General features: G+C 63.5%; 15 protein-coding genes. 6 read left to right on the top strand and 9 right to left on the bottom strand.

Features of this window, described 5'->3' with window-relative positions:
- Window positions 1–63: 63 nt before the first annotated feature.
- From CKW22_RS15955 to CKW22_RS15965, 3 genes are all read right to left on the bottom strand, one after another.
- Window positions 64–1,269 (bottom strand): MFS transporter, encoded by a 1,206-nt coding sequence (locus CKW22_RS15955; protein ID WP_047583030.1) that lies wholly within the window; start codon window positions 1,267–1,269, stop codon window positions 64–66.
- A gap of 85 nt (window positions 1,270–1,354) precedes the next feature.
- Window positions 1,355–1,888 carry a cytochrome b gene (locus CKW22_RS15960; protein ID WP_047583031.1) on the bottom strand — a complete coding sequence of 178 codons (534 nt, stop codon included), beginning with the start codon at window positions 1,886–1,888 and terminating at the stop codon, window positions 1,355–1,357.
- Window positions 1,885–2,931 carry a catalase family peroxidase gene (locus CKW22_RS15965; RefSeq protein ID WP_047583032.1) on the bottom strand — a complete coding sequence of 349 codons (1,047 nt, stop codon included), beginning with the start codon at window positions 2,929–2,931 and terminating at the stop codon, window positions 1,885–1,887. The genes CKW22_RS15960 and CKW22_RS15965 overlap by 4 nt, the downstream gene beginning before the upstream one ends.
- A gap of 131 nt (window positions 2,932–3,062) precedes the next feature.
- Between CKW22_RS15965 and CKW22_RS15970 the strand changes: the two genes are divergently transcribed.
- A complete protein-coding gene (locus tag CKW22_RS15970) occupies window positions 3,063–3,584 on the top strand; it encodes a sigma-70 family RNA polymerase sigma factor (RefSeq protein ID WP_033698297.1) in 522 nt (173 codons plus the stop codon).
- Window positions 3,581–4,333, top strand: a complete 753-nt coding sequence (locus CKW22_RS15975) for an anti-sigma factor (protein WP_033698295.1) — start codon at window positions 3,581–3,583, stop codon at window positions 4,331–4,333. Before CKW22_RS15970 ends, CKW22_RS15975 begins: the two co-directional genes overlap by 4 nt.
- Before the next feature lie 109 nt (window positions 4,334–4,442).
- Here the strand turns inward: CKW22_RS15975 and xthA are convergent, their stop codons facing one another.
- Window positions 4,443–5,255: an exodeoxyribonuclease III gene (xthA, locus tag CKW22_RS15980; RefSeq protein ID WP_033698293.1), complete on the bottom strand. Its 813-nt coding sequence runs from the start codon at window positions 5,253–5,255 to the stop codon at window positions 4,443–4,445.
- Between the two features lie 162 nt (window positions 5,256–5,417).
- Between xthA and CKW22_RS15985 the strand changes: the two genes are divergently transcribed.
- From CKW22_RS15985 to CKW22_RS15995, 3 genes are read left to right on the top strand one after another with little or no spacing between them, the layout of a single operon-like run.
- The gene (locus CKW22_RS15985) at window positions 5,418–6,068 is read left to right on the top strand and encodes an N-acetyltransferase (protein ID WP_033698291.1); all 651 of its coding nucleotides are present in this window, start codon (window positions 5,418–5,420) and stop codon (window positions 6,066–6,068) included.
- 51 nt (window positions 6,069–6,119) lie between these two features.
- Complete coding sequence (locus CKW22_RS15990; protein ID WP_033700096.1) at window positions 6,120–7,862, top strand: autotransporter assembly complex family protein; 1,743 nt, start codon at window positions 6,120–6,122, stop codon at window positions 7,860–7,862.
- A complete protein-coding gene (locus CKW22_RS15995; RefSeq protein ID WP_047583033.1) occupies window positions 7,859–11,533 on the top strand; it encodes a translocation/assembly module TamB domain-containing protein in 3,675 nt (1,224 codons plus the stop codon). Before CKW22_RS15990 ends, CKW22_RS15995 begins: the two co-directional genes overlap by 4 nt.
- Window positions 11,534–11,542: 9 nt before the next feature.
- Here CKW22_RS15995 and CKW22_RS16000 read toward each other — a convergent pair whose 3' ends face one another.
- The 4 genes from CKW22_RS16000 to CKW22_RS16015 form a co-directional block, all read right to left on the bottom strand.
- Window positions 11,543–12,106, bottom strand: a complete 564-nt coding sequence (locus CKW22_RS16000) for a DUF2589 domain-containing protein (RefSeq protein ID WP_033698288.1) — start codon at window positions 12,104–12,106, stop codon at window positions 11,543–11,545.
- A 59-nt stretch (window positions 12,107–12,165) separates the two neighbouring features.
- Entirely contained in the window at window positions 12,166–12,852 is a 687-nt protein-coding gene (locus CKW22_RS16005; RefSeq protein ID WP_033698286.1) for a DUF2589 domain-containing protein, read from the bottom strand.
- Window positions 12,853–12,917: 65 nt separating this feature from the next.
- Complete coding sequence (locus CKW22_RS16010) at window positions 12,918–13,298, bottom strand: Mor transcription activator family protein (RefSeq protein WP_033698285.1); 381 nt, start codon at window positions 13,296–13,298, stop codon at window positions 12,918–12,920.
- Between the two features lie 252 nt (window positions 13,299–13,550).
- Window positions 13,551–14,009 carry a hypothetical protein gene (locus CKW22_RS16015; RefSeq protein WP_033698283.1) on the bottom strand — a complete coding sequence of 153 codons (459 nt, stop codon included), beginning with the start codon at window positions 14,007–14,009 and terminating at the stop codon, window positions 13,551–13,553.
- A 149-nt stretch (window positions 14,010–14,158) separates the two neighbouring features.
- On the opposite strand from CKW22_RS16015, the gene CKW22_RS16020 reads away from it, so the two are divergent.
- Window positions 14,159–14,347: a hypothetical protein gene (locus CKW22_RS16020; RefSeq protein WP_033698281.1), complete on the top strand. Its 189-nt coding sequence runs from the start codon at window positions 14,159–14,161 to the stop codon at window positions 14,345–14,347.
- 36 nt (window positions 14,348–14,383) lie between these two features.
- Here CKW22_RS16020 and CKW22_RS16025 read toward each other — a convergent pair whose 3' ends face one another.
- Window positions 14,384–14,758, bottom strand: coding sequence for a fe2+ zn2+ uptake regulation protein (locus CKW22_RS16025; RefSeq protein WP_033698279.1), 375 nt, complete (start codon window positions 14,756–14,758; stop codon window positions 14,384–14,386).
- Between the last annotated feature and the right edge of the window lie 39 nt (window positions 14,759–14,797).

Raw genomic sequence — 14,797 nt, forward strand, 5'->3', positions numbered from 1 at the left:
GAGGTGTCAAAAATAATGAGCGACGCATTAAAGCACACTCTGCACGCTTGCGCGCTGTGCTTATCAGGCCCGCTTCTCGCGTGGCATCGGCCATAGCCCGACCAGCAGCAAAAGCGCAGCCACCGCCAGGAACGGCAAGCGCGGGTCGAGGGCATACACCAGCGTGCCGGCCAGTGGCCCGATCACCGCGCCCATGCCCTGGGCAGCGCCGATCGAGCCGGCGGTGGCACCTTGTTCAGAGGCTTGCATGGCATTGGCGGCGAGTGCCGAGAATGCCGGGAACACAAAGCCCATGCCGGCGGCGGCGACGAAGTAGCAGGCCCACAGCCAGGGCGCCGAGGTCGCCAGTGCGCCGCAGGCAAAACCGACCGCCGAGACACTGGCACCCACCCGAATCATTTTCAACGGCGGCCACTCCAGTTGGCGCAGCACCACCTGCGCCAGGATCAGTGCCACACCCACCGTGGTCAAGGCGATGCCGGCAGCCTGGGCGGCCTCGGCCGGGCCCAGGTGCAGGCGGTCGAGGGCGAAGAAGCCGACGGTGATTTGCGACACTGTGACACTGAGCATGGCGCTGAAGGCCACCAGCAAAGGCCGGCGCAGGCGCGGATCGCTCAAGTGCACAGGGCTGGGCGCGTGGCTTTTGGCCAGTGCCTGTGGCTTGAGGGTGAACAGCAGCACGAAGAACGCGCAGGCCGGCAGCAGCGACATGAGGTGGAACGGCAGGCTCAGGCTGTGCCGCGCCAGCAGTGCGGCCAAGGCCGGGCCCAGCACCAGGCCGACGGCGTTGGCCGCACCCAGCGAGGCCATGGCCCGCGCCCGCTGCTGCGGTTCGACATGGTCGGCGATCATTGCATTGCAGGCCACCGGGATGGCGGCATAGAACGCCCCGATGCACCCGCGGGCTAGCATCAGGCCGATAAAGGCCAGGGTTGCGCCCGGCAGCCAGCGCAGCGCGCCTTCGACGAACAGGCACAACAGCCAGTAGGCGAGGGTGAAGCCTGCGCTGCCAAGCAGCAGCACGCGCCGGCGCCCGAGCCGGTCGGCCGCGCGGCCCCAGGGGCGGGCCAGCAGTACCCAGACCACACCGGCCACCGTCACGGCGGCACCGGCTTGCCAGGTGGCCATGCCGAGTTGGCGTGCGATCGGGCCGATCAGGGCGACGAAGGCCATCATCGACATGGTACAGGCCATGTTGGCCAGCAGCAGTGGGCGTAAGTCCAGGGTGCTGGCAGGAACGAGAGTGGCAGGATCCTTTGCGACGTTCATAGGGCAGTCCAGAGTTTTTAGCGAAAAGTACGCCGATCTTAATAAGAATTATTATCGAATGTCGAACGCCCCGGACCGCTTCGGCTCAGTCGCTGCGACGCAGGGGGCCAGGCCACATGCTACGCAAGACGCCGTCGCGACGCACCAAGGCATGCATCAGGGCTGCGCCCAGGTGCAGCACAACCGTCGCGAACAGCAGGTAGCCGGCCCAGCCGTGGGCTTGGCGCAGCACGGCATACAGCTGAAGGTCATGCGGGGCGATCGCAGGCAACTGCAGGGGCCGCGGATAACCGCCGGCCGAAAGCATCGCCCAACCCAGCAGGGGCATGGCCAGCATCAAGGCATAGAGCACCAGGTGCGAGGCCCCGGCGGCGAGCCGTTGCAGCGTTGGCAGGTCGCGTGGCAGCGATGGGTGAGGCAGCGTCAAGCGCAGGGCAATACGCAGCAGCACCAGTACCAGCAAGGCCAGGCCCGTTGCCTTGTGCAGCTCGATCAGCAATGGATGGCGCAGTGACAGGTCGCTGACCATGCTCACGCCGATGAACAGCATGGCCACGATCAGCACGGCCATCAGCCAGTGCAGCAGGCGAGCGAGGGGATGGAAGGCTTCGGGTTTCATGGGCGGGCTCCGGTGCCGAGCGATTCGCGGCTGCGGCGGTTGAACGATTCCGAATACGCGGCCGAACGGGCGGCGAGGATCGGGTCGGCGGACGCTTCGATGCCATGGGGCAGGATCAGCGGGTCGAAGTTCAGGTCTCGACAAGCGCCTTGTTCAGCAGCGTCCACCTGTTCGAGCACGAGCGTGCCGGCATCCACACTGCGCCGCTGTGCAGGCCAGGGGCTGGCGGGGTCGTCCACGGCGTCACCGGGCTCGGCCAGGACCAGGCGCAGGGTCCAGCGCAGCGGCCCTTGGGCCAGGCGCTGTTGCAGGTCATGCTGCAGGAACAGTTTGTCGTCCACCTGCCCTGGCAGCGCCGTAAACGCCGTCTGCGGCTCCAGTTGCCAGCGCACTGGCTGGGCTGCCCCGGCGGCGTCGATCAGGCGAAAGGCATTGATGCTGTGGTACTGGGTGCTGGCAAAGCTGTTGCTTGGCTTGTAGCTCGCGGCCCACTGGCGGAACGCCGCGCTTTCAGGGTGAGCCGCGAAGAACGCCTGCTGCCTGGCAGGGTCCGGTTTGCCGGTGGCTGGGTCAGGCGTGCTCGCCAGTACCTGTTCATAGAAGGCTTGCGGCGTGCTCACCGCCAGCACGGGCGGGTTGTTCATGCCGGTACGCCAGACCTGCCCGTCGTCGCTGCTCAACTGAAGCGCCAGGCTGCGCACCGGGATGGCGGTGTCTGGCGCATAAGGGTTGGCGCCACCGATGGCGAAGCGGCCGATCACCGGCACCCGTGCCTGGCTGAACACCCGCGCCGTGGACAGGCTGGCAGCCTGCCCGCTGGCCTGGAAGTAGCCGCTGACGCACAGGCCTTTGGCGTGGTTCTTGCGGTAGCCCGGGTAGTGCCCGGCCTGGGCTTCGAAGGTGTCGATGATGCGCTGCGGCGTCAGCTTGGCTGCGCCGATCCAGCCTGCGGCATAGGCAAAGCCAACGCCCGCTGCCAGCATCACAGCGCCGATGGCGGCCAGGCGCAGGGCCTTGGCGGGGCCGTACAAGGGTGAGTTCATGGTTGTCGTCCGGTTCAGTGAAGATGCCGGTACGACGGGGCAGGGCAAAACTTATTCCCTGGGAGGGAATAGATTTTGTTGCCGGGCGTCTGCCCCATACACTGACAACCCCAGAGGCCGGGACATTTGCCATGCACGATCTGGACGAACACCAATGGCGCGAGCTGCTTGCACGTCTGCGGCGCTTTGCCTTGTGGTTGACGCGCGAACCCGGCAGCGCCGACGACCTGGTGCAAGCCACCGTCGAGCGCGCCTTGAGCCGCCATGGCCAGCAACGCGAGGCAGAGGCGCTGCGCGCCTGGCTGTTCACCATCCTTTACCGGCTGTTTCTCGACGGCAAGCGTCGCGACCGCCTGCATGCCCGTTGGCTGTCCTGGTTTGGCCGTGCCGAGGTGGAAAGCGAGCCGGTCGGCGGCAATATCGAGGCCATCGTCCTGGCCCAGGCCGACCTGCAGGCGTTTGCCCGGTTGTCTGCCGAGCAGCGTGCCTTGCTGTTGCTGGTGAGCATCGAAGGCTTGAGTTACAAGGAGGCCGCCCAGGCTTTGGGCATCCCCATCGGTACTGTGATGTCGCGCCTGTCGCGCGCCCGCAATGCCTTGCGCGAACTGACCGAGGGCAACCCTCAACCCCCGGCCTTGCGGAGACTGAAATGACGCGCCTGATCCCCAGCGAAGACGAATTGCATGCTTATGTCGATGAACGCCTGGCGCCGGGGCGTCGGGCCGAAGTGCAGGCCTGGCTTACGGCCAACCCGCAGCAAGCGGCCAGGGTCGAGGCCTGGCGCAGTGATGCCCGCCGCCTGCGTGCGGCATTGGCCGGCCTGGGTGAACAACCAGGGGCTGCGCAACTCGACCTGGGCCAGCTGCGCCTGCGGCTGCGCCAGCGTCGTCAACGGCGCTGGGCGTCGGCGGCGGTGTTGCTGCTGGCGCTCGGCGTGGGGGGGATGGGCGGCTGGCAGATGCGGGATGCCACGCTGGTAAGGGTCGATCTGCCGATGGCCGATGCGGTCCAGGCTCATCGGTTGTTTGCCGGCAGTGAGGCGCTGGATATCCAGGCCAGCGACCCGACCCAATTGCGTGAATGGCTGGGGCGTCACTTCAACCGCGTAGGGCAGTTGCCGGATCTGGCGGGTTACGGGTTCCGGCCGGTGGGCGCGCGATTGCTCAGCAACGAGCAGGGGCCGGCGGCATTGTTGGTGTTTCAGGATGGCAAGGGTGAACGGATCAGCCTGTTCATGCGCTCGCCCAGCGAGCATTACCAACGCATGCCTGATGGGCAGCGGGTTGATGGGCAACTGGAGGCGCGGTATTGGTCACATGGGGCTTACAACTTTGCGCTGGTCAGCGCGGCGGACGATACGCGTGGGGCAGGGGTGGGGGCGGCGTTGCGGTTGGGGTTGTAGAGCGGCAGGTGCAGGGCGGTGGATTTTCAGCGTTTATGAGATCGAGCGCCGCCCGCGCGGCGCTCGATCTCCCAGGCGCTGCAAATCTACCGCCTACACCCAGCCTCGATCAGCTCAACTCCAGCCAGATCGGCGCATGGTCTGACGGCTTTTCCATCCCACGCAGTTCATAGTCCACGCCCGCTGCCTTGATCCGCGGCACCAGGTGCTGCGAGGCCATGATCAGGTCGATGCGCAGGCCACGTTTTGGATCGTCCTCGAAACCACGGCTACGGTAATCGAACCAGCTGAAGCGGTCGGCCACTTCCGGGTACAGGTGGCGGAAGCTGTCGACCAATCCCCAGCCCTTGAGGCGCTCCATCCACTCGCGCTCTTCGGGCAGGAAGCTGCATTTGCCAGTCTTGAGCCAGCGTTTGGCATTGTCCGGGCCGATGCCGATGTCGCAGTCCTGGGGCGAGATGTTCATGTCGCCCATCACCAGCACCGGCTGGTCATTGCGGAACTGACCTTCGAGCAACGCCTGCAGGTCACTGTAGAAGCGCTGCTTGGCCGGGAACTTGGTGGGGTGGTCGCGGCTTTCACCCTGGGGGAAGTAGCCGTTCATGATGGTGACCGGGTTGCCATCGGCATCGGCGAAGGTGCCCCAGATGAAACGGCGCTGGGCGTCTTCTTCATCGGTGGCAAAGCCCTTGTGCAGGCTCAGGGGGGCCTGGCGCGACAGCAAGGCAACGCCGTAGTGACCCTTCTGGCCGTGGTAGTGCACGTGGTAACCCAGCGCCTGGACATCGGCCAGCGGGAACTGATCGTCACTGACCTTGGTTTCCTGCAGGCCGATCACGTCCGGCTGGTGCTTGTCGATCAAGGCCGCCAGCTGATGCGGGCGGGCACGCAGGCCGTTGATGTTGAAACAGACGATCTTCATGGAAAGACAATCCTGGCAAAAGCCGCGATGCTAGCCGACATCGCGCGTCATCACCAGCATGGCGGGTTGCGGGTGCTGCTGCTAACGTGCTGTAGGGGGTGAACGATGCGCGGTGGCGCCCCTCCAAGGCACTGTAAGCCCATTCCAGGAGGACTGCCCGCAATGCCCGACACCACTGCCACCCCAGCCCGTATCTGCCAGCTCGACGATGGTTACAGTCGCGAGGCACGTTCGCTGCTGTACAACGCCTACCGCCACGAGCCTACGTTCGCCTACATTTTCGAAGCGCAGCGCCCAGGCTATGAGCGGCGTTTGCGCGTGATGGTGCGTGAATGGGTACGCCAGCATTTCTATCTGCAATTGCCTGCAATCGGCCTGTTGGTGGATGACCGCCTGATTGCCGTGGCCCTGATCGTGCCGCCGCTGCGCAGGCTGGGGGTGGCCGACAGCTGGGCCTGGCGTTTGCGCATGATGCTGGGTACTGGCCTGCGCTGCACACGGCGCTATATGGATTACCAGGCGGCATTGGCCAGTTGCCTGCCCACAGACCAGGTGCACGTGTTGCCGTTGCTGGGGGTGCATCCACAGTTTCAGGGGCGCCAGTACGGCGAGCAATTGTTACAGGCTGTGCATGACTGGTGCGCAGAAGACCCGAGCACCCAGGGCGTGGTGCTGGACACCGGCAATGAGCACTACCTGGCGTTCTATCAGCGTCAGGGCTATGAGGAAATTGGCGAGGTTGCTGTAGGGCCTATCCGCGAGCGGGTATTTTTTCACCCCAACCCGGTCTCTTCGAATCCTGCTTTTGCCTGACAGGCCGCCAGACGGCTCCCTTGAGCGCCCGGCTCTGGTAGCATGCGCCGCATGACGTATTCAGGAAGATTGACCTGGGGCCTGGTTTTCTGGGTCGCCAGTTTTGCAGCATGGGGCCAGAGCGAGTTGTTGGTGAAGGTAAAGCCCGCCAACAAAGCGCTCAAGGCCAATGTCGAAGGCTATATTGGCAACCTTGGCGACCGCGACGAAGAAGCGCTATTGCGCTTCAGCCGCGGGGCCGAGGAGCAGGCGCGCAAAGCAGCGCAGGCACTTGGCTACTATCAGGCCCAGATCGAAACCGAGGTCAAGCCCCCTGCCAAGGCCGAGCAACCCGCGCAACTGATCATCCAGATCACGCCGGGCGAGCCGGTAAGGCTGCGCGACGTGACCGTGCGTATCGAAGGCCCTGCCAGTGAAATGAAGGCGTTCCGGGTGCCCGACAGCAAGGCGTTGCGCGCTGGCGAGCAGCTCAACCACGGCCTGTATGAGGATGCCAAGCGGCTGATCCAGAATCAGGCCTCGCGCTATGGGTTCTTCGCCGGCCGCTTCAGCCGCCAGCGCCTGGCGGTCGACCCCCAGGCCGGTGTGGCCGACATCGAACTGGTCTACCAAAGCGGCCCTCGCTATCGCCTGGGCGCAGTCAAGTTCGGTGGTGACACCCCCCTCGATGATGACCTGCTGCAGCGCATGGTCTCGTTCAAACCCGGCACACCCTACGATTCCGAGCTGATCGCCGAGCTCAACAACGACCTGCAATCAAGTGGCTACTTCGAAGGCGTGCGGGTAGATGCCGCGCCGACCGCTGCCGTAGGTGAGGACATCCCCGTGGATGTCCGCCTGGAAACCCGCAAACCCCGCACCATGGGCCTGGGCCTGGGCTTCTCGACCGACGTCGGGCCACGCGGCAAGGCGAACTGGACGCGGCACTGGGTCAACCCCCAAGGCCACAGCTATGGCTGGGAAACCGAGCTGTCGGCCCCCCGGCAGAACGTCGGCCTGTGGTACGACATCCCGCTGGACCCGCCGCTGACCGACAAGTTGCGCTTTGCTGGCGGTTACCAGAACGAGGAAATCGCCGGTACCGACACCCTCAGCAAGCTGCTGACGGTTGGCCCGGAATGGCACAGCAAGTTGCCCAGTGGCTGGCAGCGGGTCATCTCGCTCAAGTACCAGCGTGAGGAATACCGCCTGGGTGATGACTCGGGGCTGAGCAACCTGCTGATGCCGGGTGTGAGCTTTTCGTACCTGCGCAGCGACAACCGTATCGACCCACACAACGGCTACCGCTTGCAGTTCGACACACAGGTGGCCAAGGAAGGGCTGGTTTCCGACACCAACCTGCTGCACGGCAACGTATTGCTCAAAGGCCTGACCACGCTCGGCCACAACCATCGCTTCCTCGGCCGGGTGCAGTTCGGCGGCAGCGCCACCAACGGTTACAAGAACAACATCCCGCCTTCGCTGCGCTTCTTCGCCGGTGGTGACCAGAGCGTGCGCGGCTATGACTACCAGACCCTGTCGCCGAAAAACAGTGATGGCGACCGCATTGGTGGGCGCTACCTGGTGGCAGGCAGCGTCGAGTACCAATATTCGGTGACTGAGAAGTGGCGGGTGGCGACCTTCGTCGATCAAGGCAACTCGTTCAACACGCTCGAGCTGCCCAGCCTCAAGACTGGGGTAGGTATTGGCGTGCGTTGGGTTTCACCGGTTGGGCCGCTGCGCCTGGACCTGGCCAAGGCACTCGATGACGAGGGTGGTATCCGCCTGCACTTCTCCATGGGGCCTGAGCTGTGACACGTGTGTTCAAATTCATTCTGCTGGGTCTACTCGGCCTGGTATTGGCCGTGGGCCTGGCGCTTGGCATGCTGGTAGGTACCGAAAGCGGCAGCCGCTGGGCGTTGGCAAAGGTGCCGGGGCTTGAGGTTGCTGATTTCACGGGGCGACTGGCCGGCACTTGGCAAGCCAGTCGGCTGAGCTGGGTCGACGGCGGTAACCGAGTCGAAGTACAGGCGCCTCTATTGGCTTGGTCGCCCGCGTGCCTGTTGCGTGGCACCTTGTGTATCGAGCAGTTGCATGCCCAGCGCATCGACATGGCGTTTGCGCCGAGTGAAACGCCAGTCGACAGTGGCCCTTTGCAGCTCCCGGCCTTGCGTTTGCCGGTTGACATCGAACTGGGTGAGGTCAAGGTCGGCCAGTTGCGCCTGGACGGCAGCGACCTGCTCGGTGATCTGCAACTGGCGGCGCACTGGACCCGGACCGGGATGCGCATCGATAGCCTGCAACTGCAACGGGACGACCTGCGCCTGGACCTGCAAGGTGACTTGCAGCCTGAAGGCGACTGGCCTGTGCAATTGCAGGGGCAGGTTCAACTGCCCTCGGTGGAGGGCAAAAGCTGGCAGCTGGCACTGGCAGCCAAAGGCGAGCTGCAGAAAACCCTCACGCTCGAAGGCACCAGCTCGGGTTACCTCGATGCAAGCTTGAGCGGTGAGTTGCAGGCGTTGGCGGAACACCTGCCAGCAACGCTGCAGATTCGCTCCGAGGCGTTCAAACCGACTGCTTCGTTGCCAGATACCCTGCAGTTCAAACAGCTCGAACTCAACGCCAAGGGCGATCTGCTCAAGGGCTATTTACTGTCGGGTTCGGCCAGTTTGCCCGCCGAACAGTCGCCGATCGCCTTGGCCTTGTCCGGGCGGGTCGACAGCAAGGGTGCCAAGCTCGATGCCCTTGACCTCAGCGCCAGCGATAGCCAGCGGCTCAAGCTACAGGCCAGTGCCGACTGGCAACAGGGCCTGAGCGCCGATGCCCAGCTCGAATGGCTGGATTTCCCATGGCTGCGCCTGTACCCACTGGAAACGCCGCCCGACGTCACGCTCAAGCGCTTCAACGCCCAGGTTCGCTACCGCGATGGCAACTACCAGGGCACCTTCAATGGCGACCTTGACGGCCCGGCGGGTGCCTTCACGCTGGCCAGCCCGTTCGAGGGTGACCTGACCCAGGTGAAGCTGCCGCAGCTGGCGCTCACCGCGGGGCAGGGCAAGGCCGCCGGCAGTGTCGCGGTGCGCTTCGCCGATACCCTGGCATGGGACGTCGATGTGCAGCTTTCGGCGCTGGACCCTGCGTATTGGCTTGCCGAACTGCCGGGTACCCTGGCCGGGCCTCTGCGCAGCAAAGGTGAAATGAAGGGTGACGAGCTTAAGCTCGATGCCCAGCTCGACCTCAAAGGCCGCCTGCGCGGTCAGCCGGCGGTGCTCAAGGTCGAAGCGCAAGGGGCAGGGCAGAGCTGGACCCTCGGCGCCCTGGCGATCCAGTTGGGTGACAACCGCATCAATGGCAGTGGCAGCTTGCAACAGCGGCTGGCGGGGCGGGTGGATCTCGACCTGCCGCGCCTGGGCCAGCTATGGCCGAGGCTGCAGGGGCAAGTCAAAGGCCGGCTGGACATTGCTGGCACCTTGCAAGCGCCCCAGGGCACGCTCACCCTGCAGGGCCAGCAACTGGCGCAGGCCGAGAACCGTATCCAGCGACTGGACCTCGACGCCCGGCTGGATAACGCCCAGCGTGGTGTGATCGAGCTCAAGGCGGGCGGCATACACCTGGGTGACACGGCACTGGGCACCTTGCAGGCCAATGGCAAAGGTGACATTCGCCAGCAGGCCCTGACGCTGGCGCTCGACGGCCCGCAGCTCAAGCTCGACCTTGGCCTGGACGGCCAGTTGAACAAGGGCGATTGGCGTGGTCGGTTGGCCAGTGGGCGGATCCAGGCCGGTGGCCAGGACTGGCAGTTGCAGGCTCCGGCACGCTTGCAGCGCTTGGCCAGCGGCCAGCTAGATTTCGGCGCCCATTGCTGGCGTTCCGGTCAAGCCAGCCTGTGTGGTGAAGACCAGCGCCTGGCACCGGAGCCACGCCTGCGTTATCACCTCAAGCAGTTCCCCCTGGACAGCCTGGCCCAGTGGCTGCCAAAAGATTTTGCCTGGCAAGGCCTGCTGAACGCCGACGTCAACCTCGATGTGCCGGCCAGTGGCCCCAAGGGCAGCATCGTAGTCGACGCCAGTGGCGGCACCCTGCGGGTGCGTGACAAGGACCGCTGGGTCGACTTCCCTTATCAGGCCTTGCGCCTGGACAGCACCTTGGCGCCACGACGTATCGATGCCCGCCTGGCATTTCGCGGCGAGCGCCTGGGTGAACTGAGCTTGAATACCCGCATTGACCCACTGGGCAAGAATAAACCGCTGTCGGGTGATTTCAGCCTGACGGGCCTGGACCTGTCGGTGGCCCGACCATTCGTGCCCATGGTCGAGCGCCTGACCGGGCAACTCAATGGCAGCGGTCGTTTGTCGGGCACCTTGCTTGCGCCACAGGTCAACGGCAACCTGGTGTTGAGCGGTGGCGAGGTCAGCGGCGCCGAGTTGCCGCTAAGCCTGCAAGACTTGTCATTGCAGGCAGCCATTGCGGGCGAGCAGGTTCAGCTCAATGGCAACTGGCGCAGTGGCGAAGCAGGGCGCGGCCAACTGACCGGTAACCTGACCTGGGGCCAGGCGCTGGGCATGGACCTGCGTTTGCAGGGGCAGCAATTGCCGGTGACGGTGGAGCCCTACGCGACCCTGGAAGTCGCCCCTGACCTGAACTTGCGCCTGATCGACGACAAGCTGGCAGTGACGGGCAAGGTCCAAGTGCCAAAAGGCAAGATCACGGTACGCGAACTTCCGCCATCGACCGTGAAGGTGTCCGATGACACGGTGATCATCGGCCATCAGACCGAAGAGGGTAAACAGCCCCTGGCAATGGCGATGGACATCGATGTCGAGGTTGGGCGAGACAAGCTGTCGTTCAGTGGTTTTGGCCTCACTGCCAACCTGCTCGGCCATGTGCACATCGGCGACAACCTCGATACCCGGGGTGAGTTGAGCCTGGCCGATGGCCGTTACCGTGCCTATGGGCAGCGCCTGACCATTCGCCGGGCGCGGCTGCTGTTCGCTGGTCCGATTGATCAGCCGTATCTGGACATCGAGGCCATTCGCAAGGTCGATGATGTGATTGCCGGTATCCGTTTGAGTGGCAGTGCCGAGCAACCGACCACGCAGGTGTTTTCCGAACCCGCCATGAGCCAGGAGCAGGCGCTGTCGTACCTGGTGCTGGGGCGCCCGTTGGGCACATCGGGTGAAGACAACAACATGCTTGCCGAAGCAGCGTTGGGCCTGGGGCTTGCCGGCAGTGCCGGTATCACTGGGAGCCTGGCGTCGAGCCTGGGCATCGATGATTTCCAGCTGGATACCGAAGGTTCGGGCAACACCACCAGCGTGGTCGCCAGCGGCAACCTGACCGAGAAACTGAGCCTGCGTTACGGGGTAGGGGTGTTCGAGCCTGCCAACACCATCGCGTTGCGCTACAAGTTGAGCCGGATGGTCTACCTCGAGGCGGCAAGCGGGTTGGCCAGCTCGTTGGATATCTTCTACAAGCGGGACTTCTGATCGCCGCGGTCAGCAACGGACCGTGGCCGCTTCGATGAATTCATTGGAGCCGGAGAGGGGTGGGGGACTGGACCTGGGTAGGCGTACCGGTGTGATCAGGCTGGTGTATTCCTCGATCAGCCGGTTCAGCGCTTCAGGCGGCTCGCTGGCCTGAAACTGCATGCGGATCTGTACCTCGTCGGGGTCGCGACTTTCGCCCTGGCGGCCTTGGCCGCCAATGGTGACCTTGAAGCTGGCCGCAGTTTGCTCGCTGGCGGTCAGCAATGCTTCTTGCGCCTCGGTGCCCTTGACCCGAACCGACAAGTCGACCTGCATGCGTTCCAGGGCCAGGCCCTTGGGTGATACCAGCGCAAACAAGGGCACGCGCATGATGTGCTGCTCATCCATGGCCACTTCGACCATCTTGGCCTTCATCGGGGCGCCCAGTGCTTCGGTGTCACAGTCGAAGAACTGATCGAACAGGTTGATGTACTGTTGTGCAATCAGGCTGTTGGTGGCACTGGCGGCTTCTTGCAGGCCCCGCGTGATCTCGCGCAGGTCGATGGATGTCATGGGGGCTAGGGACTTGTCCAATCATTCGGCTCCTGGGTGGGGTGGTGCCCCCTGCTGCGAGGGGGCGATTCTTGCCAGCTTCAATTTGTTGGCGGGGTGTCACTGTCAGCTGGTTGTTTGCCAGGGGCCTGCGGATTGGTGCCTGCCGTGGGGCCTTTCAACCTGTCGGCCTGCGAGATAGCGTCTGGGCTATCAAGCGTCGCGCTCTTGACGATGGTGGGTTTGGTTGCGGCTTCGGTCAGGAAGTCGATGACCCTCATCATTGCTTCGGGCGGGTCCTGCCGCTTCAAGGTAGTGTTGAACGCGTAGCGGGCGCGGGTATCGGTCTTGCGGGTTTGCGTGGACTTGTGGCTGATGCTGCCCTTGACGTTGAGGCTGAATGGCCCCCAGCCAAGGGACCCGGTGGCTTCTGCGGCCATGTTTTTGTCGGTTACATCTTCCGACATCTGATTGATGGTCAGTTCGAACTCGACTTTGCCTTCTTCGATGGAGATGTTCGGGTGGGTGATCGCTGCCACCAGCGGCACTTTCATCGTTTTGCTGACGACGCCTTGGTACTCGCCCTGTTCATCGACGATGGTTTCGTCATAGTCGAACTGGATCGCGACGGCCTTGCCTTCCTGAACGCAGACTTGCATCAGGAAGTCTGCATAGGACTTGCTGGCGGTGACCTGTGCTTGGACCATAGCTTGCAGGGGGCCTGCAATCATACGGTCCATCGGCAAGGCATTGATGACGGATCCGATGAGGCTAGAGTCTATCGACATAGCTGGATTCTCTTTTTAGTGGGGTTGCATGAAGGGTCGTCAGTAACGACCTCGTTGCTCATTGGCTAGCGAACGCAAGGTTCCTGGCGGCGGATATTGCCGATCTGGCGCAGGCTCAAGCCGTATTTGTCGGCCAGCAAGCTGCGTGACAAACCATCGGCGCTTTCTTTCTGGATCTGCAGGTTGCGCAGCTGGCGCATGAAGTGATCGGCCTTGGGGATTTCCAGGGCTACGCCGGCGAAGCGTTTGATCAGCGCATCGAGCGCCTCGGCCGGGAGTACATCGGCAAGCTTGGTCCGCTCGCGGTGCTTGGGGATGTATTTGGGTCTGCCGCCATAGGCGCAGGTCAGCTGGAAAGCGTTTTCGATACCGATGCAGTCGATCAGCGCTTGCAATGAATGCGGCAAATGGCTGATGTCTATGCAGGTGAGGTCTGGTAACTCCATGCGACGCTCCTTCGTTCAGGGTTGCGATGCGGTAAGCGATCACCCGCGGCGTTATGTCGAAGGTGTGACTGGATTCTCAGGTAGAGCCAGGGCGCGTCGCTAGGCGGCATTTAGGCTGGGGTTTGTAGCCTCGGTGAGCAGGGGTTGCAGGCAGCGATTTCGCTTGTTGTAGGACGCTGCTTCAACTACTCGCCGCAGCTGTTGATTTTCCGTTGTCGCACTTCACAGCTTGCAAGTTGGGGGCGGGGACCCTCAGTCGCACGGATAGCTGCTCAACAGGCTGGCACTTTTCAAGTAGGCCTTGGGGGTTGTGCTCATGCCCTGTGGCAGGGCGCGCCAGTCGACCAGCAGGCACAGAGCACTGAACGCATGCTCGCCGCGCTTTCCTACAGTGCGATCGGGAAAGTCACGGCGATAAAGTGCTCGGGTCTGCTGCACGGGGTAAACCTGATCGGCCTGCGCCAAGGTCTGGCGGGCCAGCTCTGGCAGCAGCGATGCAGGCACGGTGAAATGAACCTGACCGGTGCGGGCTTGCAGGTAGCCGGCTTCGCGAGCGCGCTGCCAGAGTTGCTGCCATTGGCTAGAGCCGGCGTTGGCGGCCAGTTCGCTGCCTAGCTTGAACAACTGCTCGGCGGGCGCCTGGCGAGTGTCCAGCGCGTAGACAGGGAGGTAAGTCAGGGCAAGGGATGCGAACAGCATGGATCTGTACATGGTGCCTCCGGCACGGGCGATGAGGACCCATGCTTTCAGGCGAACGGCACCACGCTAAGCAGGAAATGCAGCGCTGGTGCGGGTGAGCGTTGTATCATTGCCGCGGCTCGTTGCGAGCCATTTGCCCCTGATGTTGCAAGGAACTTTGAATGACACACGTGCAGCGCCTCAAATATTCACTTCTGATCATCCTGGTGGTACTGGGCCTAATGCTGGGCCTGTCCCACCTGCAAAAGCAAGGCACGATCAGTGAGCAGACCTTCCAGATGCTGGCGATCGCCATTGCCGTGGTCGTGGTCGTGATAAACGGCATTCTGCGGCGCAAAGTCAAGCGCTGAGCTGTGCGGGCCGGCCAGCTGTGGCCGGCCATACGCTCAGCGGGGGGCGGTTTGATCCAGCACGGCGCGGGCCTGGGGGTTGAGGCTGTAGCATTTGTCGCTGCCCAGGTTGATGACGCCTTCGGCGCACAGCCGCTTGAGTACTTCGCGCACACTGAGGAACGACAGCGGGATATCCAGTTGTTCCAGTTGTGCGTGCACACCACGCACGCCGATGCTGCGGCCATTGCGGTCTGCCGCATGCAGGGCATCAATCACTTTGAGCCGAATGAGACTGGTGCGCAGGCCAAAGGTGCGCAGCAGCTCGCGAATCTGTTCGTTACCAACACGTTCCTCGGCGAAAGCGTCCTGTCCTTTGGGCGCCTTCCCCGGGATGTGCCCGGCCTGCATTGAGGGTTGCGGGTTGTACATGTGAATGCTCCTTTTCGTGGACTAACCCGAAATGTGGTT

The organism is Pseudomonas sp. Irchel s3f19 (assembly GCF_900187555.1).
In the GTDB taxonomy this organism is placed as follows: Bacteria; Pseudomonadota; Gammaproteobacteria; order Pseudomonadales; family Pseudomonadaceae; genus Aquipseudomonas; species Aquipseudomonas capeferrum.

Bases quoted from the DNA above. Each gene is read 5' to 3' on its own strand.
- CKW22_RS15975 (WP_033698295.1), top strand. From the start codon at position 3,581: ATGACGCGCCTGATCCCCAGCGAAGACGAATTGCATGCTTATGTCGAT.
- xthA (WP_033698293.1), bottom strand. From the start codon at position 5,255: ATGAAGATCGTCTGTTTCAACATCAACGGCCTGCGTGCCCGCCCGCAT.
- CKW22_RS16010 (WP_033698285.1), bottom strand. From the start codon at position 13,298: ATGGAGTTACCAGACCTCACCTGCATAGACATCAGCCATTTGCCGCAT.
- CKW22_RS15990 (WP_033700096.1), top strand. From the start codon at position 6,120: ATGACGTATTCAGGAAGATTGACCTGGGGCCTGGTTTTCTGGGTCGCC.
- CKW22_RS16025 (WP_033698279.1), bottom strand. From the start codon at position 14,758: ATGTACAACCCGCAACCCTCAATGCAGGCCGGGCACATCCCGGGGAAG.
- CKW22_RS15965 (WP_047583032.1), bottom strand. From the start codon at position 2,931: ATGAACTCACCCTTGTACGGCCCCGCCAAGGCCCTGCGCCTGGCCGCC.
- CKW22_RS15985 (WP_033698291.1), top strand. From the start codon at position 5,418: ATGCCCGACACCACTGCCACCCCAGCCCGTATCTGCCAGCTCGACGAT.
- CKW22_RS16020 (WP_033698281.1), top strand. From the start codon at position 14,159: ATGACACACGTGCAGCGCCTCAAATATTCACTTCTGATCATCCTGGTG.
- CKW22_RS15960 (WP_047583031.1), bottom strand. From the start codon at position 1,888: ATGAAACCCGAAGCCTTCCATCCCCTCGCTCGCCTGCTGCACTGGCTG.
- CKW22_RS16015 (WP_033698283.1), bottom strand. From the start codon at position 14,009: ATGTACAGATCCATGCTGTTCGCATCCCTTGCCCTGACTTACCTCCCT.
- CKW22_RS15970 (WP_033698297.1), top strand. From the start codon at position 3,063: ATGCACGATCTGGACGAACACCAATGGCGCGAGCTGCTTGCACGTCTG.
- CKW22_RS15955 (WP_047583030.1), bottom strand. From the start codon at position 1,269: ATGAACGTCGCAAAGGATCCTGCCACTCTCGTTCCTGCCAGCACCCTG.
- CKW22_RS16005 (WP_033698286.1), bottom strand. From the start codon at position 12,852: ATGTCGATAGACTCTAGCCTCATCGGATCCGTCATCAATGCCTTGCCG.